15 protein-coding genes are annotated in these 19,526 nt (G+C 48.4%); 5 read left to right on the top strand and 10 right to left on the bottom strand.

What is annotated here, in order from left to right; genetic code table 11:
* Positions 1 to 29 precede the first annotated feature (29 nt).
* Positions 30 to 1,019 (bottom strand): aldo/keto reductase, encoded by a 990-nt coding sequence (locus OC443_RS20275; RefSeq protein WP_073583374.1) that lies wholly within the window; start codon positions 1,017 to 1,019, stop codon positions 30 to 32.
* A 199-nt stretch (positions 1,020 to 1,218) separates the two neighbouring features.
* On the opposite strand from OC443_RS20275, the gene OC443_RS20270 reads away from it, so the two are divergent.
* Together OC443_RS20270 and OC443_RS20265 are read left to right on the top strand one after the other, a co-directional pair.
* Positions 1,219 to 2,121, top strand: coding sequence for a LysR family transcriptional regulator (locus OC443_RS20270; protein ID WP_073583376.1), 903 nt, complete (start codon positions 1,219 to 1,221; stop codon positions 2,119 to 2,121).
* 161 nt (positions 2,122 to 2,282) lie between these two features.
* Positions 2,283 to 3,314, top strand: coding sequence for an NADP-dependent oxidoreductase (locus tag OC443_RS20265; RefSeq protein WP_073583378.1), 1,032 nt, complete (start codon positions 2,283 to 2,285; stop codon positions 3,312 to 3,314).
* Between the two features lie 68 nt (positions 3,315 to 3,382).
* Here OC443_RS20265 and OC443_RS20260 read toward each other — a convergent pair whose 3' ends face one another.
* Positions 3,383 to 3,934, bottom strand: coding sequence for a GNAT family N-acetyltransferase (locus tag OC443_RS20260; RefSeq protein ID WP_073583380.1), 552 nt, complete (start codon positions 3,932 to 3,934; stop codon positions 3,383 to 3,385).
* A gap of 252 nt (positions 3,935 to 4,186) precedes the next feature.
* Between OC443_RS20260 and OC443_RS20255 the strand changes: the two genes are divergently transcribed.
* Positions 4,187 to 6,067 carry a PhoX family protein gene (locus OC443_RS20255; RefSeq protein WP_073583382.1) on the top strand — a complete coding sequence of 627 codons (1,881 nt, stop codon included), beginning with the start codon at positions 4,187 to 4,189 and terminating at the stop codon, positions 6,065 to 6,067.
* Positions 6,068 to 6,274: 207 nt separating this feature from the next.
* Here OC443_RS20255 and OC443_RS20250 read toward each other — a convergent pair whose 3' ends face one another.
* The 7 genes from OC443_RS20250 to betI all read right to left on the bottom strand — a co-directional run bounded on the left by OC443_RS20250 (position 6,275) and on the right by betI (position 15,821).
* Entirely contained in the window at positions 6,275 to 7,801 is a 1,527-nt protein-coding gene (locus OC443_RS20250) for a BspA family leucine-rich repeat surface protein (RefSeq protein ID WP_083601629.1), read from the bottom strand.
* 1,173 nt (positions 7,802 to 8,974) lie between these two features.
* Entirely contained in the window at positions 8,975 to 10,144 is a 1,170-nt protein-coding gene (choV, locus tag OC443_RS20245) for a choline ABC transporter ATP-binding protein (protein WP_073583386.1), read from the bottom strand.
* A gap of 2 nt (positions 10,145 to 10,146) precedes the next feature.
* On the bottom strand, positions 10,147 to 10,989 hold the full coding sequence (choW, locus tag OC443_RS20240; RefSeq protein ID WP_073583388.1) for a choline ABC transporter permease subunit: 843 nt from the start codon (positions 10,987 to 10,989) through the stop codon (positions 10,147 to 10,149).
* Positions 10,990 to 11,052: 63 nt separating this feature from the next.
* Entirely contained in the window at positions 11,053 to 11,982 is a 930-nt protein-coding gene (locus OC443_RS20235) for a choline ABC transporter substrate-binding protein (RefSeq protein ID WP_073583390.1), read from the bottom strand.
* A gap of 48 nt (positions 11,983 to 12,030) precedes the next feature.
* Entirely contained in the window at positions 12,031 to 13,731 is a 1,701-nt protein-coding gene (gene betA, locus OC443_RS20230; protein WP_073583392.1) for a choline dehydrogenase, read from the bottom strand.
* A 14-nt stretch (positions 13,732 to 13,745) separates the two neighbouring features.
* Positions 13,746 to 15,206: a betaine-aldehyde dehydrogenase gene (betB, locus tag OC443_RS20225; RefSeq protein WP_073583394.1), complete on the bottom strand. Its 1,461-nt coding sequence runs from the start codon at positions 15,204 to 15,206 to the stop codon at positions 13,746 to 13,748.
* An 18-nt stretch (positions 15,207 to 15,224) separates the two neighbouring features.
* The gene (gene betI / locus OC443_RS20220; RefSeq protein WP_073583396.1) at positions 15,225 to 15,821 is read right to left on the bottom strand and encodes a transcriptional regulator BetI; all 597 of its coding nucleotides are present in this window, start codon (positions 15,819 to 15,821) and stop codon (positions 15,225 to 15,227) included.
* 359 nt (positions 15,822 to 16,180) lie between these two features.
* On the opposite strand from betI, the gene OC443_RS20215 reads away from it, so the two are divergent.
* Together OC443_RS20215 and OC443_RS20210 are read left to right on the top strand one after the other, a co-directional pair.
* Positions 16,181 to 17,041, top strand: coding sequence for a helix-turn-helix domain-containing protein (locus tag OC443_RS20215; RefSeq protein WP_073583398.1), 861 nt, complete (start codon positions 16,181 to 16,183; stop codon positions 17,039 to 17,041).
* Between the two features lie 365 nt (positions 17,042 to 17,406).
* A complete protein-coding gene (locus tag OC443_RS20210; protein ID WP_083601630.1) occupies positions 17,407 to 18,285 on the top strand; it encodes a CAP domain-containing protein in 879 nt (292 codons plus the stop codon).
* A gap of 100 nt (positions 18,286 to 18,385) precedes the next feature.
* Here the strand turns inward: OC443_RS20210 and OC443_RS20205 are convergent, their stop codons facing one another.
* On the bottom strand, positions 18,386 to 19,501 hold the full coding sequence (locus OC443_RS20205; protein WP_073583400.1) for a succinylglutamate desuccinylase/aspartoacylase family protein: 1,116 nt from the start codon (positions 19,499 to 19,501) through the stop codon (positions 18,386 to 18,388).
* Between the last annotated feature and the right edge of the window lie 25 nt (positions 19,502 to 19,526).

Raw genomic sequence — 19,526 nt, 5'->3', positions numbered from 1 at the left:
TTGTGTCAAAAGGTGCGATTCGTGCTGAATCAGACCTTATCGGTAAAGCGTTCGAACTCCGGCACATATCTCGCGCCGGTCACCGTCATCTGATTCAGAGCAGTCAGCTCCTCCTGACTGAGTACCACCGACCCTGCCCCCATATTATCTTCCAGATGCCGGCGGCTTTTGCTGCCCGGAATCGGCACAATATCCTCTCCCTGAGCCAGCAGCCATGCCAGGGCAATTCTGGCCGGTGTTGAATGGTGTTGCACGGCAATATCTTTGACCACCTGCGCCATACGCATGTTAGCCTGATAATTTTCCCCCTGCAGACGCGGGTCGCCCCAGGAACGAAAATCATCTTTCGGATAAGCTTCTGCCGGCTTTGCACTGCCGGTCAGAAACCCGCGACCAAGCGGACTGAAAGGGACTAAACCAATACTCAGTTCACGCAGCACGGGGAGTACTTCATTTTCCAGCTGACGTTCCCACAGAGAGTATTCACTTTGTAATACAGAAACCGGCTGAACCTGATGCGCCCGGCGGATGGTATCCGGACTGGCTTCAGATAATCCGAAATAGCGGACTTTCCCTGCCTGTATCAGTTCACCGACAGTCCCGGCCACGTCTTCAACCGGCACATCCGGGTCAACCCGGTGCTGATACAAAATATCAATATAGTCTGTTTGCAGTCGCAAAAGGGATGCATCCACCACCTGCCGGATATGCTCCGGGCGGCTGTCCAGGCCTGAAGCGCGGGTTTTACTGAGGTCAAAACCAAACTTTGTCGCAACAATCATCTTTTCCCGCTGACTCTGAAGGCGGGATAGCCAGCGACCAAGTAATTCTTCATTCTTATAAGGCCCGTAAAATTCTGCGGTATCAAAAAGCTGAACCCCCAGCGCCAGCGCCCGGTCAAGTGTCGCCAGTGATTCTTTCTCATCCGCAGGCCCATAGGCATGGCTCATTCCCATACATCCCAGACCTAATTCCGATACCGCCAGTCCCTGACGACCTAAAAACCGTGTTTTCAACATAACTTGCCCCTTTATTTACAGCAAACAATCCGATTGACATCAAATCACCCGATCGACAACAAGTCACCCGGCTTCAAATTACATCAGGTTGTTTGAATCTGTTTATTTCTGTTTCAGCAGATAATTAATTATGCAGGGATTGATCTGATTATTTAATCCAACATAATATGAATGAATTGTTTATAAATAGAGACATAAAATGCAAAGTGGTGAATATACGGAACTGAAGGCATTTTACGCCGTTGCAGAGGAAGGCAGTTTTTCTGCTGCAGCCAGACAGCTACGGATTTCCGCCTCAGCACTCAGCCAGATTATCCGGCGACTGGAAGACAGGATGGATGTCCGGCTGTTTAACCGGACGACCCGCAGCGTCGCATTAACGGAAGCCGGGCAGCAGTTCTATCAACGGATTCGCCCGGCACTGGCAACACTGGAATCGGCATTTCATGAACTCAAAGCGCAGTCCGGAACACTGAGCGGCACCGTCCGGATTCACGCAACGCATATGGCTGCTGACACGATACTCACCCCCTTTATCGGCCAGTTTCATCAGGATTTTCCGGACATTGTGCTGGATGTCGTAGCCGAAGACGCAGTCATTGACATTACCGCCGCCGGATTTGATTGCGGCCTTGCGCTGGGAGAGTTTGTTCAACAGGATATGGTGGCTTACCCGTTAGGACCGGAACTGAAAATGACAGCAGCTGCCAGCCCGGCCTATCTGGAAAAATACGGTGCACCGCAAACCCCGGCAGATTTACAGCATCATCAATGTTTGAACTGGCGTTATATGGCAGAAAAGCGCATTTACCGATGGGAGTTTTTTCAGGATGACCACTGGATTTCTGTTGCAGTCAACGGACCATTGATCACAACCCGCAGAGAACTGGCTTTGTCAGCAGCTCTGCAACATACCGGCATCGTATTCTGGACCGAAAACATGCTTCAGCCATGGCTGGACAGCGGGAAACTGATTCCGTTGCTACAGGATTTTTGTCCGCCATTTTTAGGCTGGCACCTCTATTATCCGAAGCATCGCCACACCTCCGGCGCTTTACGGGCATTTATTGATGCACTCCGTCAGTTTTATCCGCGACCGTAAACGCTGTACCTTCAGGTCATTTAGGTATATACAATAACACTGTTATACCCAAGCAACCTGAAGATGCAGGTTATTTGGGTATATTTAACAACACTTCTATTCAAAAAAATATTGATGCTCAACAGTCAGGCAATCAGCCCGAACAATAAGGAATGCTAATCATGAGTGATTCTCAAAATCAACGCATTGTGCTCGCCTCCCGCCCTCATGGCACCCCGACTCAGGATAATTTCCGCGCCGAAACCTCAGACATACCAACACCCGGCGCCGGTGAACTTTTGCTGAAAACGATTTATTTATCCCTTGATCCCTACATGCGCGGACGGATGAGTGATGCAAAATCATATGCAGAACCTGTCGCCGTTAACGATGTGATGGTCGGCGGAACGGTCTGCCGGATTGAAGTCTCCAATCATCCGGATTATCAGGCTGGTGAATGGGTGCTGGCCTATACCGGCTGGCAAAAATACGCGCTCTCCAACGGCGAAGGTTTGCTCAAACTCGGGCAAAATCCGCAAAATCCGTCTTATGCACTGGGCATTCTGGGCATGCCCGGGTTTACCGCCTACATGGGCTTACTGGATATTGGTCAGCCGCAGGCCGGAGAAACCGTCGTGGTCGCAGCAGCAACCGGTCCGGTTGGTGCAACCGTCGGACAGATTGCAAAACTCAAAGGCTGCCGGGTGGTCGGGATCGCAGGCGGAAAAGAGAAGTGTCGCTATGCCACTGAAACACTGGGCTTTGATGCCTGTATTGACCACCATTCAGATCAGCTGGCGCAATTACTGGCGGATGTCTGTCCTGCGGGGATTGATGTCTATTATGAAAATGTCGGCGGAAAAGTCTTTGATGCAGTGATGCCGCTTTTAAATACCAAAGCCAGAATACCTTTGTGTGGACTGGTTTCGCAGTATAATGCGACTGAATTACCACCGGGACCAGACCGGCTGTCTCAGTTGATGGGCATGCTGTTGGTCAAACGAATTAAAGTTCAGGGGTTCATCATTTTCGATGATTATGGTCATCGTTATCCTGAATTTGCCCAGGCGATGAATGAATGGGTTTCTCAGGGAAAAATTCACTATCGTGAACAGATCGTTGCGGGGCTGGAAAATGCACCGGAAGCCTTTATGGGGCTGCTCGAAGGTAAAAACTTCGGTAAATTAGTGATTCAGGTCGCACAACCTGAGTAACAGGGCGGTTTCTGTCTGATGATGACAACACGGTCCTTCTCCGGTGTTGTCATCACCGATGGATTAAATTAGCCTCTGTGCTTTTGCCAGTCAGCTTTCCGTAATCCGTAAATGGCATGATCAAGCAGACAGCCATTAATCTTTTCTTCCTGCGTAATCACCCCTTCCAGCTGAAACCCCAGGCGTTCGCAGACTCTCCTGCTGGGCTGGTTTCCGACTGCTGCGGCAATCTGCACTTTGGTCATTTCCATTTCATTAAATGCGATTTCGGTTAGTTTTGCCACTGCTCTGCTGACAATACCTTTGCCCTGATATGTCTGACTAAGCCAGTAGCCAATTTCAACTTTCTTCAGGGTGTCACTGATTGAGTTAAAGCTGATATTCCCCACAACCTGACCTTCAAAGACAATCGCGCAGGTGAGTGATTTACCCTTTGCATAGTCAATCAGTGATTTTTGAATAAACTCAACAAAGAATGCTTTATCCTGAGCAAACTGCGGCCACACCAGCCACTGAGATAAGTAATCACGTTGTGAAGCCACAATATCCAGATAGTCCTGCGCAAAGGCTGGTTCTACCAGTGCTAATTCAAGTTCATCGGCAATTTTAAGTGTAAACATGTATCTCCCTGATTATTTCTTACAGACTCAATATGCACTCATATTATACTCAAACAGCCCCGGGATCACATTGGTACGAAGTGCAACGAATCAATTTACCGGAAGATTGCCTCACCGAATATCATTCACACAACTCATTGATTTATCATACATTAATTTTCTTTCATATCAGATTAACAATTGATTCACAATTGCCCGTTATGCTCAACCTCTCAACAACACTGATAACAATAACAGCAATGGAGAAATCGTATGGAGTCATCAAAGAAGGATTTAAATGAGACTGAATTCAGTACCATGGTTGAGGCGCAACTTTCACGCCGTGGCTTTTTAAAAGGCAGTGCAGCAACAGGGGTCGGGACTTTTCTTGCGCTGAACCCGGTGATGGAAGCCATCGCCGCTGAGCCGACATCAAAACTGCTCAACTTTAATCCGATTCCTGCATCGACAGCAGATCAGGTGATCGTCCCTGCGGGTTATCGTGCCACACCACTGATTTCATGGGGCGACCCGATTTTCAACCGTGCCCCTGACTTTGATCCCAGCGGAAAGCAGAACGCAGACGCGCAGGAAAAGCAATTCGGTGATAATACCGATGGCATGAGCTTGTTCCCGATCAGTGAAAACCGGGCAGTGCTGGCCATCAATAATGAATATACCAATTATGAATATCTGTTTGACCATCAGGGAAAATCAATGACAGCTGCCGATGTCCGCAAAGCTCAGGCGGCTGTTGGTGTCACTGTGGTTGAAATTGTCAGGCAGGGGAAAAACTGGCAAATTGATCGCACCGGGCAACGTAACCGCCGGATCACTGCAAACACGGCGATGCAACTGACCGGACCAGCTGCCGGACATGCACTGCTGAAAACCCAAAACGACCCCACAGGTACCAAGGTGCATGGGACTTTCAACAACTGTGCAAACGGACAAACACCGTGGGGAACTTATCTGACATGTGAAGAAAACTTTGATGATTTTTTCGGCAGTAAGAAAGGCCGGGATCTGACTGCAGATGAAAAGCGCTACGGCATGGCAGCGAAGAAGAGCCGTTACCAATGGGAACAGTTCGATGATCGCTTTGATATCGCACAGCATCCGAATGAACCCAACCGTTTTGGCTGGGTGGTGGAAATTGACCCGAACGATCCAAATTCAACTCCGCTAAAGCGCACTGCACTGGGGCGGTTTAAGCATGAAAATGCAGCATTGGTTCTGGATAAAAGCGGTCATGTTGTCGTCTATATGGGAGACGATGAACGCGGCGAATTTTTATATAAATTTGTATCGAAAAAGCGCTACCAGCCGGGCAATGACGCCGCGAACCGGGAATTGCTCGAAGACGGTACCCTGTATGCTGCTAAATTTAATATGGACACCAAATCGCTCAAAGGCGGCGGCCAGTGGCTGGAGCTGACTTACGGGAAAAATGGCCTCACCGCAGAAAATGGCTTTGCCAGCCAGGCTGAAGTGTTAATTTTTGCCCGTCGCGCAGCTTCCCTTGCAGGTGCAACAACGATGGATCGCCCGGAATGGGTTGCGGTACATCCCGGTCATCAGTATGTGTTCTGTACACTGACCAACAATAAATACCGCGGCGTCAAAGACGGTCAGCCGATCGGTGGGCCAAATCCACGGGCGAAAAACCAATATGGGCAGATTCTTCGCTGGTTACCGATTGATGGCGATCATACGCACGATCATTTTGCCTGGGATCTGTATCTGGTTGCCGGGAACCCGGAAGTACATTCAGACTTGTACGGCGGCACCGATAACATCAACAAAGACAACATGTTTAACAGTCCGGACGGGCTGGGATTTGATAAAGACGGACGCTTATGGATTCTGACCGATGGCAATTACTCCAATAAAGGCGACTTTGCCGGTCAGGGAAACAATCAGATGTTATGTGGCGACCCGCTGACCGGAGAAATCAAGCGTTTCTTAACCGGCCCAATCGCCTGCGAAATCACCGGCCTGACATTTTCACCGGACCAGAAAACCATGTTTGTTGGTGTTCAGCATCCGGGCGAAAAAATGGCGCCATCGCACTTCCCTGAAGGCGGAAAAAGTAAACCACGCTCCACAGTGATGATGATCACCCGTGACGACGGCGGTATTATTGGTGCTTAGTGAAAGAAGAAACGAAGCATTCACGATGCATTGATGAAGGAAGCCTGCGGGCTTCTTTTCTGTTTTATACCCAAGCAACCTGAAGATGCAGGATTCAGGTTGTTTGGGTATATCTCTGCTGTCCACTCGCCCGGTGTGATGTATCCCGGCGACACAATGAGGCCGGTGCAACCACCCCGGCCTCTGTGACAAATTCAAAAAAGTCAGCTACTCAGCATCAGCAAAAGCCGGTAAATACTCCGCAGTCATGGCACTGTAACGGGCAAAATTCTGTGCATATTTTGCTTTCACACGGCTGAGATCCCACCCCGTCAGGTCCTGATCAAAACTTTCTGCGTGCTCGAACATTGAAATCACCCGTTCCAGTGAGGAAGTATTCCAGCCGCTGATATCCTGGTTAAATGCTGTCGCTGCCTGAAACATTGAATTCGCTCTTTTCAGACCGGATGTATCCCACTGGCCGATATCCTGATTAAAGCTGCTGGCATAAGCAAACATCGCACTGGCATAGGTCAGCTTCCCGGTATTCCACTGACTGATATCACGATCAAAGCTGGCGGCTGCCCAGAACATACCGGTCGCACTGACCAGAGCCGAAGTATCCCAGCTACCGATATATTGGTTAAATACGCCTGCCTGACGGAACATAAAACTGGTATTTTTCAGACGGGATGTGTCCCAGGCCGCAAGGGGCTGATTAAACCGGCGGGCTTCACGGAACATATTCACCGCAGCAATCAGGCCTGAGGTATCCCAGTTGCTGATATCACGGTTGAAATGAGCCGCCCCGTGGAACATGTCAGACATATTCACAACGTGTGAAACATTCCATTGACCGATTTCACCGTTAAATCGCACGGCACCGGCAAACATCCCCCGCATATCGGCAATATGTGAGGTATCCCAGCCATTCAGATCCTGATCAAAACGGGCAGCATTGCGGAACATATCTCTGACATCCGCGAGGCTGGTTGTATTCCACTGACCGAGATCATGATTGAATGCACCTGCATCCTCAAACATACTTGCCATCGTTGTAACCCGTGACGTGTTCCAGCGGCTGATATCACCATTAAAATGCCCGGCCCCGGCAAAAGTCATTTTCATTGTGGTCACACCGGACGTATTCCAGTTTCTGAGATTCTGATTAAAACGGGCAGCCCGGTAAAAGGTCTTCTCCAGTGTGGTCACTTTCGAAATATTCCAGTGGGTCACATCCTGGTTAAACGCATGCGCATCCTCAAACATAGACGACATATCCGTCACATTGGCGGTATTCCACCGGCTGACATCACCATTAAACTGATGTGCGCCCAAAAACATACTGTGCATGTCCCTCACCAACGCAGTATTCCAGTGACCGATATCCTGATTAAATTCAGTTGCATCTTCAAACATGGACGACATATCCGTCACCTGAGCTGTATCCCAGTCACCAATATCCTGATTGAAATCATCACCGGCAAACAGTAACGACATATTCGCCACATGAGAGGTACAGAAACGGATTCTGCCCTGTTTCAGCGCCTCAAGATTTTCTGCGTCCCGGACTAAAGCGTCATCCACCACCAGATAGAGATGATTGTCACTTTCAAATACTGAACCGGCTTCTTTATCGCTACACGTGACCGGCTGACTGGCAAAAGCCGGACTCATACAGATGAAGAGTGAGCCGGTCACTCCCAGTAAAGTGAGCCCGGTACCGGACATTTTTGGGTGGTATATCGATTTCATGGTTATATTTCCTCCTGGTTATTGGGATGCATGCAGTGACAACCAGACAGACTTCAGACTATCCGGAAATCAAGACATGGTTGATATACCCAGGCAGCCTGAAGATACAGGTTGCCTGGGTATATTTATTTTGATAACAGCATGATGACTCTGTTTTATTTACGCACACCAAAAGGAACATAAATTCAACAGAATTTCACAAGCAATGAGCAGAATTATTATTCAGTTAGTCATATCCAACATCACACAATATATGATAACTAATAATAAACCCGTCAAATAATACAGATCATATAAATACAACCTGAAATACTGAGTTTAAATTCCAGCGAAATAATAAAGCATATATACCCAAGTGATCTCAAGATGCTTGAGAATATTCTGAGGTCCATCCGGTAACGATGACTTCTGCTCAGAGAGCAGCTCAGGATAACAAGCATTACTCCGGCATAAGACACCATCAACATCAGGCGGCAAGAGAACACAGCATCCTGTGAAGAAAGCATTATGCATCTTCAGGTTGCCTGGGTATATAATCAACAATTAATTCAATGAGTGATAAACAAACAGATAAATTTTAATATAATGAATTATACTATCTATTTTAAATATTATACTGACGTATTAAAAATGGCATAAAATAAGTAATTGAAAGAGTAAACACCATCAATAAATGCAAAAATTAAATCACATTCTGATTTCATGCCGGCTATTCTACATAAAAATATCTTAATGAAAAGCATTTCATAATATTTTTTAATAAATACAAATCCATTATCAGGTGGAAAAATAATCTTATACCAATCTCATTTATTATATGACAATTACACAATTGGTATTATACCCAAATGACTTCAAGATGCAGGATTCAGAGCTTCATCAACAGGGTCAGTTCAAGGAAAATAACCGAAGGAATGATGACGCCTTTCGAAGTTGTTTGACGCAGAAATGAACCTGTTGATGCGCTCCCGAAGGGCGGGATTGATTGGCGCCTGTCCTGAGTGACTGATTTTCAACGTAGAATGACTATGTCGACAAATCAGTGCCTTGGTCAGAAACCAATCCATTCTCGCTGAACATGCATCTTGAGGTCACTTGGGTATATGATGCAGAAAACAAAAAAGCGAGCCGGTTCAGAGGCTCGCTTTTTCCTGTCAACCACATGTCATGCAGCTACTGATAATTCCCCAGCAATGCATTATAAAAGGCCTGATCATCGAGGACACCGATAAACCGGCCGCTTTCTGCCAGCAATACCGGATGCTGACTGCGCATTTTCAGTTCAATCGCATCACGCATTTCAATATCCGGATGTGCCACAACCACAGCGGAATCATTCACAGCTTCGAAATCTGTGGACTCAGCATTCCAGTAATGCAGGTTTAAATCATCATTTGCCAGTGCGATTTGATCCTGATTCTGTTCGACCCACAATTGTCTGGTTTCACAAATCTGCCAACGGTTTTCCTCTGAGGTCAGGCTGTCTGCCGGTTGCATCAATGAGCGTCCTCTGAGAACATTCAGTGGATTAGTATGGGCAACAAAATCTTTGACATAGTCATTTTTCGGATTCAGGACAATATCTTCAGGCTTACCGTGCTGGATCAACTCTCCGGACTCCATAATCGCGATGTTATTACCAATCTTCAGCGCTTCGTCCAGATCATGGCTGACAAACAGAATCGTTTTGTTCAGTTTGTTTTGCAGTAAAATCAGCTCATCCTGGAGTTGCGCACGAATCAGTGGATCAAGCGCAGAAAACGGTTCATCCATCAGCAGAATATCGGTATCCATCGCAAAGGCCCGAGCCAGCCCGACCCGTTGTTGCATCCCGCCGGAAAGTTCATGGGGATACTGGTTTTCCCATTCAGCCAGCCCCACCATTTCCAGCTGATCACGTGCTTTTTTACGACGCTCTGCTTTCGGTACACCCTGCAATTCAAGGCCAAAAGCAACGTTATCCAGCACTGTCAGCCAGGGCATCAGTGCAAATTTCTGGAACACCATAGACACCCGGTGTGTACGCAGATGACGCAGTGTTTTCTTATCACACTGAGCTAAGTCAACCTTTTCATCGCCATCTTTAACTTCCAGCGCGCCGCGGCTGATTTTATTCAGACCGTTGACAGCGCGTAATAAGCTGGATTTACCGGAACCGGACAAGCCCATCAGCACACAGATTTCACCTTCCTGAACGGTCAGGCTGACATTATTTACACCAACAACCAAACCGGTTTCATCAATAATTTCCTGACGGCTTTTACCGGCATCCAGCAGCGGCAATGCTTTCTGTGGTTTATCACCAAACACCACATCCAGATTTTTAATCGTAATGGCACCCATGATTACATCTCCTTCTGGCTTGGGGTTTTACAGATGCGGTCAAGAATGATTGCGACCAGCACAATGGCTAATCCCGCCTCAAAACCTTGTGAGATGTTGACTGTATTCAGTGCCCGAACCACCGGTTTACCCAGCCCATCCGCACCAACCAGTGCTGAAATCACCACCATGGAAAGCGACAGCATGATACATTGCGTCACCCCCGTCATAATACTTGGCATTGCAGCGGGCAACTCCACTTTAAACAGCAGCTTCATCCGGCTGGCACCAAAAGCCCTTCCCGCTTCAATCAAATCTTCCGGAACCCGGGTAATCCCCAGATATGTCAGACGGATTGGTGCGGCAATAGCAAAAATAATCGTTGAAATCAGCCCCGGCACAATGCCCAGACCAAACAGAACCAACGTTGGGATCAAATACACAAATGTCGGAACGGTTTGCATCAGATCAAGCACCGGTCTCATCAGTGTGTAAAGCCAGGGGCGGTGTCCGGCCATAATGCCTAAAGGGACGCCAATCAATACGGAAATCGTTGTCGCGGCAAAAACCAGAACAAAGGTTTCCAGCATTTCCTGCCAGTAGCCCATATTTAAAATCAGCAAAAAGGCCGCCACAATAAACACAACCAGTGAAACTTTCCGGTGCAGATACCACGCCAGTCCGGCAGTCATTAAAATGGGAACGGCCGGAGGCATCCATTTAAACAGATCGACCAAAGAAAGAATGACGCTTTCAAGAAAGAATGAAATCGCGTCAAAAAAACCTGAGGCGTTCAGTGTCAGCCAGTCAACGCCACTTTCCATCCACTGACCCAGCGGAATTTTGTACTCTGTAATAAAGTTCACAATAGGACCTTTGTTTTTAACGGTGGCAAAATGCCACCATATTCTTTTTCTGTTTTTCGTAATTTATTTTTGCAGGTAGGCACTCACCGTCTCTGAAGCCGGTTTGCCATCAATCGATTTGACGTTTTCCAGCCACTGATTTACCTGCTGCATGTTCGCTTTCATCCAGTTGCGCGCGGCTGTCTGTGGCTGCATCTTGTCGTTGAGAATGTTACCCATCAGCTCATTTTCCATCGGCAGGCTGAACTGAAGATTCTTCAGCAACTGACCCACATTCGGACATGTCTTGAGATAGTCACGGCGGACATTGGTATACACGCTTGCTCCGCCGTAATTTGGCCCGAAGAAGTCATCACCGCCAGAAAGGTACTTCATCTGAACATTGTTATTCATCGGGTGTGGTGCCCAGCCTAAGAAGGCAATCCACTGCTTACGGCGAACCGCACGATAAACCTGGGACACCATGCCTGCCTCACTGGATTCCACCAGCGTGAAATCTTTCAGGCCAAATGCATCGCTGTCGATCATCGACTGGATAATCCGGTTGCCATCATTCCCCGGCTCAATGCCATAGATGCGATCCCTGAATTTGTCCGCGAATTTTGCCAAATCAGCAAAACTATGCACGCCGGCATCGTAGACATATGCAGGTACCGCAAGGGTATATTTCGCACCTTCCAGATTAGCACGAACCGTTTCTACCGTTCCGGCATCTCTGTATTTTGCAATATCGCCTTCCATAGTTGGCATCCAGTTACCCAGGAAAACATCGATATCCCCGTTGGCCATGGAAGAATAGGTCACAGGCACAGACAGCAGATCCGTTTTGGTCTGATATCCCATACCTTTCAACAGTTCACTGGTCACTGCTGTTGTTGAAGTGATGTCGGTCCAGCCGACATCGGAAAAGCGAACCGTTTCACACTGATTCGCATATACGCTCACAGACAGCGTACTTAATCCTAAAGTGAATAGTGTCTTCATCTTAGACATCATCATTTCCTTATTTCAGTTGCTGGCTTTCGGTTAGTTATTGGCAAGTTAGTTATCCGTTGGCAATGCTCTTTGCGGCACCTGAAGGCGCTGCGTGTCCTGCCAGTCCGGCGCAATCCAGACATCCACACCGGCAGGCGTCAGTAAATCATTGCCAAGAATCAGATCGGCGGCGCGCTCAGCGACCATAATCGTTGGCGCATTGAGGTTACCGTTTGTGATGGTCGGGAAAATGGAAGAGTCCACGACCCGAAGTTGATTGATACCACGGACAAAGCACTGGTCATCCAGAACTGCCATCGGATCATCCTCTGCGCCCATCCTGCAGCTGCACGACGGGTGATAAGCACTTTCAACATTTTGTTTGACCCAGGCATCTATCGCTTCGTCAGAAGTCACATCGGCCCCCGGCTGAATTTCATCTCCCCGGTATGCATCCAGTGCTGGCTGAGCAAGGATTTCACGGGTTAAACGGATACAGTCACGCCAGTCCTGACGATCCTGATCCGTTGAAATATAGTTGAATACAATCTCGGGTTTATCATGCGGATCAGCGGATGTTATCGCTACATAACCACGGCTTTCCGGCTTATTCGGCCCGACATGGACCTGAAAACCGTGGCCTTCAAATGCCGCCTGACCATCATAACGCATGGCCGCCGGCAGGAAGTGATACTGGATGTTCGGCCATTTCAACCCTTTACGGGAACGGATAAATGCACACGATTCAAAGTGGTTGGTCGCGCCCAGTCCTTTACGGGTCAGAATCCATTCCGTTCCAATCAGCCCTTTACTGATTAAACCCAGTTTGCTATTGAGTGTGATCGGCTCTTTACAGTGATACTGGAAGTACACTTCAAGGTGATCCTGCAGATTTTCACCCACGCCCGGCAAATCGTGCACCACCGGCACACCAGCATTTTCCAGTACCGCCTTCGGGCCGATACCTGACAATTGTAATAACTGTGGCGAGCCAATCGAACCGGCACAGGAAATGACTTCTTTCCCGGCATAGACCTGTTTGATTTGACCGGATTGCTCATATTCAATCCCGGTCGCTGTTTTGCCATCGAGCAAAATCTTTCTGACCACAACCTTCTTTATCAGTGTCAGGTTCGGGCGCTTCAGCGCACGGCGCAGGTAAGCATTTGATGTGGAAGCCCGCACACCTTTATCAACTGTCATATGCATCGGGCCAAAGCCTTCCTGCTGATAACCGTTGTAATCTTGTGTGACAGGGTAACCGGCATCTTTACCGGCATCAATAAATGCCTGATAAAGCGGATTAAGTGTCATATCGTTGCCGATACAGGTGCCCAACGGCCCCTGCCCACCCCGATACGCATCTTCACCTTTCACCCAGGTTTCCGCCCGGCGGAAATAAGGCAAACAGGACTGATAATTCCAGCCCGCAGCGCCGTGCGCTTCCCACTCATCAAAGTCACAGGCATGACCACGAACATACACCATGCCGTTGATCGAAGAACCACCGCCCAGCACTTTCCCGCGCGGGCAGTGTAACCGGCGGCCATCGAGCCCGGCTTCGGCCTGAGATTCAAACTGCCACGCATACTTTTCAGTATTCATCGGATAAGAGAGCGCGGTCGGCATCTGGATAAAAATACTCTTATCCGTTCCCCCGGCTTCCAGCAGAAGCACCTGATGCTCTCCTGAGGCAGACAAACGATCAGCCAGTACACAACCGGCTGAACCCGCACCAACAATGATATAATCAAAATTCTTTTGCATGATCTGACTCCCGCTTACGCGTATGGACCTTCAAAGTCATTCATTTCAATCAGAACACTCTTGGTCTGTGTGTAATGAAGCAGCGTTTCCGGGCCGTTTTCACGGCCAACACCGGAGTGTTTATAGCCACCAACCGGCATTTCCGCCGGAGAATCACCCCAGGTATTCACCCAGCAAATCCCGGCTTCAATCTGATGAATCACACGGTGCGCGCGTGCCAGATTCTGAGTAAACACGGAAGCGGCCAGGCCATAATCAGTGTCATTGGCACGACGAACCACTTCATCTTCATCACTAAACTTCAGCACAGACATGACAGGGCCGAAAATTTCCTGCTGTACATGCGGCATCTCATCGGTACAATCCGTAAACACGGTCGGAATCACAAAGCTGCCCTTCTCCAGACCATTATCTGTGACCTGATAACCACCGGTCAGCAGGGTTGCACCACTGGTTTTGGCCTGTTCGATCATGCCCAAAACCTTGCCCAGATGCTCTTTCGAGATCAGAGAACCCACCTGTGTGTTGATGTCCATCGGATCACCAATGGTCATTTTTTCAGTGCGTGCTTTCACCTGTGCAACAAAGGCATCGTAAATATTTTCATGCACGAACACCCGCGTACAACAGGTACAAACCTCGCCCTGGGTATAGAAGTTCGCTGTCATCGCCGCTGACACCGCCTGATCCAGCTTCGCATCATCGAAAATGATCATCGGAGATTTACCACCCAGCTCCATCGTGACTGACTTCAGTGTTTTCGCGCTGTCTGTCATCACGGCTTTGCCGGTGCCGGTTTCACCGGTAAAGGAAACCTTGGCAATATCCGGGTGTGCTGTCAGCATCTGACCGACACGATAATCACCCTGCAATACATTAAACACACCATCCGGCATCCCGGCTTCAGTAAAGATCTCTGCCAGTTTCAGCGCTCCGGTCGGTGTTTCTTCGGAAGGTTTAAAAATCATCGCATTCCCGGCCGCCAGTGCCGGGGCTGATTTCCACATCGCAATCTGAATCGGGTAATTCCATGCACCGATACCGGCACAAATACCCAGTGGCTCGCGACGGGTATAGAAAAACTGACTCTGTCCAAGCGGTTGCTGCTCACCCTGCATTGCAGGTGCCAGCCCGGCAAAGTATTCGATCACGTCGGCTCCGGTCACGACATCAACATCAATCGCTTCCTGCAGCGCTTTTCCGGTATCCAGCACTTCAATCCGGGCCAGTTCATCATTTCGCTCGCGAAGAATGGCGACCGCTTTAAGCAGAATCCGGCTGCGTTCAGTCGGTGACATCGCCGACCAGACTGCAAAACCACATTTCGCGGATTCAATCGCTTTATCCATATCCTGCGCAGAAGCCTGCCCAAGTTCAGCAATCACTTCTCCGGTCGCCGGATTGTAGTTAGAAAACGTCTCACCAGACGTTGCCATAACGGCTTTGCCGTCAATATACAAAGATTTAATTTCCATTTTATCTGACTTAATTCGTTATGTTTTTGCGTAAAATTTGAGTTGCAGGTTCAGATAATCATTGATGATATCCCGGGCTTTTGCCACATCGATCCCCTGCGGATTCAGCGCCCCGCGCAACCAGAGTCCGTCAATCAGTGACGCAACTCCCTGAGCAACCGGAATCACCCGGTCAAAAGGCAGAAGTGCTTTCAATTCGATTTTTAAGTGCGAGATTAACCGCTTTTCATTGACTCTTTGTAACCGGCTGAGCTGTTTGTCATGCATCGCATAAGACCAGAAAGCCAGCCAGACTTTCACGACCTTGCTTTCTGCCTGATAGCCTTCAAAGTTGCCGCTGATAATGGCATTAATCCGCATCTGATGCTGTTCCGGCGGAATGTTTTTCAGCAGGTTCTGAATCGTGCGTCCGTGCTGACGCAGGATTTCCCGCATCGTTTCTTCAAGCAACCCATGCTTGCCACCAAAGTAGTGATTGATAATTCCGGCAGACAATCCAGCTTCTTTGCTGATTAAAGCAATACTGGCAGCGTGTAGCCCGACCCGATCAATCACAGACATAGTGGCATTCACCAGCTGTGGTTTCCTGATATCAGGCATTCCTGTCTTCGGCATAAAGTGACGTGATTATTTTTTATTGAACGATTAGTTAAATATAAAATGCCAGAGATATAGTTAGAGTTCAAATTAAATTTTACTGATAAATGAGTCACAACTTAAAATGACAGATAATGTTTTCATCATTAATCAATAGGTTACGTAATGGCACATTGTTCATGGCCGTAATAAAATTATTTGAGGTCTTGCATTTATCCATACAATATCTGGGGAAACTGAGCTTTCTGACATTAAACATCTGCATGTCACGGTGACCCCCGTGACCAATTGCGGACAGTCGCAATCGGCGGGTAAATCAAGTACATTATCAAAGTATCAACAAGACCCGATGCGCACAGGTGAATCAAAGTAACGGTATGAATCAGAAAAAAACGGACACAAACAATCTGGCAATCAACCTCCGTCTGCTTTGCAGCTACAGTGACAGCATCTCCGATTGCTGCCGGAAAATGGCGATGAACCGCCAGCAGTTTTCAAAATATCTCCGTGGCAGCAGTATACCGACCATCCAGAGCCTGCGGAAAATCTGCGATTTTTTTGGCGTGGAAAGCGAAGAAATTACCCTGCCCGCCGATCAGTTCAAAGCCCTCATTTCTGCCCGGGAACGCAACCGGAAACCGCAAAGTATTCTGGATGACAGCCCGGCCGGGCAGCGTCATACCCGGCTGCTGGAAAATATGATGCTGACCAGCTCACAGGATATTGACCGTTATCTCGGTGATTATTATTACTATTATCTGACCCCATCATATGAAGGCTATGTCAGCAAAAGTTTTGCCCGCCTGTCATTGAAAGAAGGTATTTGCTATTCCCACTTTTATGAAAGAGCTGAGCCGGGTCAGGCCATGCTGGATGGCTACGAAATCGGAAAATTCGTCGGTATTGTCTTTCTGCTGGGCGAGCGGATTCAGATTATTGATTACGGTGTACACTGCCAGCGGGCAATTTCCCAGACAATTTTATACGGAGCAACCAAAGGCAGTTTCAGCCTGTTGTCCGGTATCACGCTTGGCATACAGGGACGTAATTCCCGTATTCCCTTCGCTTCAAGAATTGTATTTGAGCGGCTCAGCCCGGACACCCCGCTGCGCAGCAAACTGGATGGCATCGGCCTGTATCCCCTCGATAGTGACACCATTTCGCCTGCCATCCGTGCCCGGCTGGAAACCGCCGGTAACCTGAATTCACCACATATTTTTAGTGCATCAGAGAATTAACCGCTGTCCGGTTCCCTGATATACCCAAACAACCTGAAGATGCAGGTTGCTTGGGTATAAAAATAGTTTTATTGACAATCAGCAGAGTCTGTTAACCACAAATATTATTTATATCAACAATAAACAGCTGTTCTCAGGAGAAGGTATCAAATCAGCGAATATTCATTGTATTCAACTTTCTGATATCGCTTTATTTCTATACTATTCGTCGCAAAAATAATCCCGTCTCACCCAAACAAATTCCAATATTCCGGACTGAGTCTTTCTGATATCTCAGTCGGGAAAACAGACACACAACGTCAATTCGCTGGGAAACAATTGAGTAATCGTTTCCTTGATTTAATCTCCTGCTGAGGATAAAGAAAATGATTCAACTAAAAGCTAAATACGCCCTCCCCGGGCTCATCGCCTGCCTGCTCCCTTTCAGTCAGGTTTATGCTGCGAATGAAACAGCACTGACCAACGGCGAATCTATCACTGGTTTGAGCGGCACAACCAACAGCCAGCAATATTTTACAATTCAGGTACCTGCGAACGCGACAAATCTGGTGATTAAAACCAGTGACGGCAGCGGGGATGTCGACCTTTATGTCAAAGCCGGGCAACAACCAACGGTGAATAGTTATGACTGCCGGCCTTATCAAACCGGTAACAACGAAAGTTGCAGCAGCCTGACAAAAACTGACACCACATATTACATTATGCTGCACGGTTATTATGATTACTCCGGCGTCACACTACTTGCCAGCTACAGTGCGGCAAGTCAGGGAGATAGTGACAACAGCGGGAACAGTGATAGCGGGCAAACCACAGGCGACTGTGAAATGACAGCCACACAAAGTGCATTGCTGGCCGCCCACAATACAGCCCGTAGTGAAGGCAGAAACTGTGGCAGTACTTACTATCCAGCCGCCCCGGCTCTGACGTGGAATTGTAAACTGGCCACGGCGGCAGCAAGACACAATACGGATATGGCAACCAATAATATCTTCTCTCACACAGGTTCAGACGGTTCAACAATGGATGAGCGTATTTCAGACGCCGGATATAACGCTTCCTGGTGGGGAGAAAACATTGCTGCCGGATACAGCAGTGTCGATCAGGTGATGGAAGGATGGCTCGAAAGCAGCGGCCATTGCAGCAATATTATGAACCAGAATTTCACAGAAATGGGTGCTGATAAGCGCACAGCAGCCGGTTCTGCGTACTCAGTTTACTGGACAACAGACTTCGGCCGTCCATAAGCTTTTCTCTGCTGGTCCGGTGTCATTAACCAGACGATAAATAAATCAGTAAAATAGCCCGGCTGCATCGCCGGGCTTCATTTTTTCCGCTCCCGCAAGATCAGGGCGCCAGCAGATATCCGCTGCGAACCGGTACTTTTCCGGCCACATGCGCCACCAGCATACCTGCCGTTGCGGTTCGCCGCATCGAGCGGGAAAACAATAACCCCGGCTGAGTTGCACGGATTTGCGCAACCTCATCTGTGATTGGGTTAATCACTTCCGCAATCAGTTGATCGGCTTTAATCGTGTCTCCGGGCTCAGCGCACAGCACTAAAACGCCACCAATCGGGCTTTTGAGCGGTTCAACCGCCGACAGATCACTCACATAAAGTGATTCAGGTGAAAATGTATCAGCCGCACGATCAACCACGACTTCCATATGGCGCAGATAATTGAGCAGAGCGACCGCATCCTGATCACTTTTACCATGATACACATCGGCCTGTCCGCATAACTCCAGCGTGACCGACTGGCAACCTTTGGGAATGATGTCGCCGAAGCGGGCGTGCAGTCGCTGCCACACCATATCAAAAGCAGAATCGAACGGATTACCGCCGGTTTCATCAGCCAGCATATTGGCTTTTGAATCCAGATAGCAAGCCAGCGGAATCATGCTTTCCCATGAATAGTAAGTACTGTAAACATGCTGCACAGCTTCAAAATCACAATGCATATCAATAATTACATCCGCATCACAGCAAAGCAGTTGCAGCGTTTTTTGCATGGCATGCATTTCAGTCCCGACATGCCATGACTGAATCGCCTGCCGCAGCGCCAGCCGGATAATTTTCTGATTCTCCTGCGGATCTTGTGAGAGTTGATTTTCCACCAGCTCCGCAACCTGCTCAAAGGTATCATAGTAGCCGCGGTTAAAATTCTGCCCGGTTTCGGTTTCGTAGCGCCCCAGATGAACATCCATCAGATGTTGATTCTGGCCAATCGGATTGGCAACCGGAACCAGTACAATTTCTCCCTGAATCAGCCCCTGCTCTTCCAGCTCAGTCAGCTGCTGTTTCAGTTTCCACGCCACCAGCATGCCGGGCAGTTCGTCAGCATGCAAAGAGGCCTGAATATAGATTTTCTTCCCACAGCCCGGTGTGCCGAAATGAAAGCTGTCGATCACACGCTGTGTACCTGGAACCGGGGAAATAAGCGGATGTTGTTGATGTTTCATGATGTTGTAACTTCTTCAGGCTGAA

This window comes from Vibrio quintilis (assembly GCF_024529975.1).
GTDB lineage: Bacteria > Pseudomonadota > Gammaproteobacteria > Enterobacterales > Vibrionaceae > Vibrio > Vibrio quintilis.
Note: the sequence above shows the minus strand (reverse complement) of the source record. Positions and strands in the feature narration are given on the sequence as shown.

Coding starts and splice junctions, on each gene's coding strand:
- OC443_RS20215 (WP_073583398.1), top strand. CDS start 16,181: ATGAATCAGAAAAAAACGGACACAAACAATCTGGCAATCAACCTCCGT.
- betA (WP_073583392.1), bottom strand. CDS start 13,731: ATGCAAAAGAATTTTGATTATATCATTGTTGGTGCGGGTTCAGCCGGT.
- OC443_RS20250 (WP_083601629.1), bottom strand. CDS start 7,801: ATGAAATCGATATACCACCCAAAAATGTCCGGTACCGGGCTCACTTTA.
- betB (WP_073583394.1), bottom strand. CDS start 15,206: ATGGAAATTAAATCTTTGTATATTGACGGCAAAGCCGTTATGGCAACG.
- OC443_RS20275 (WP_073583374.1), bottom strand. CDS start 1,019: ATGTTGAAAACACGGTTTTTAGGTCGTCAGGGACTGGCGGTATCGGAA.
- choV (WP_073583386.1), bottom strand. CDS start 10,144: ATGGGTGCCATTACGATTAAAAATCTGGATGTGGTGTTTGGTGATAAA.
- OC443_RS20235 (WP_073583390.1), bottom strand. CDS start 11,982: ATGTCTAAGATGAAGACACTATTCACTTTAGGATTAAGTACGCTGTCT.
- OC443_RS20265 (WP_073583378.1), top strand. CDS start 2,283: ATGAGTGATTCTCAAAATCAACGCATTGTGCTCGCCTCCCGCCCTCAT.
- OC443_RS20205 (WP_073583400.1), bottom strand. CDS start 19,501: ATGAAACATCAACAACATCCGCTTATTTCCCCGGTTCCAGGTACACAG.
- betI (WP_073583396.1), bottom strand. CDS start 15,821: ATGCCGAAGACAGGAATGCCTGATATCAGGAAACCACAGCTGGTGAAT.
- OC443_RS20270 (WP_073583376.1), top strand. CDS start 1,219: ATGCAAAGTGGTGAATATACGGAACTGAAGGCATTTTACGCCGTTGCA.
- OC443_RS20210 (WP_083601630.1), top strand. CDS start 17,407: ATGATTCAACTAAAAGCTAAATACGCCCTCCCCGGGCTCATCGCCTGC.
- OC443_RS20260 (WP_073583380.1), bottom strand. CDS start 3,934: ATGTTTACACTTAAAATTGCCGATGAACTTGAATTAGCACTGGTAGAA.
- OC443_RS20255 (WP_073583382.1), top strand. CDS start 4,187: ATGGAGTCATCAAAGAAGGATTTAAATGAGACTGAATTCAGTACCATG.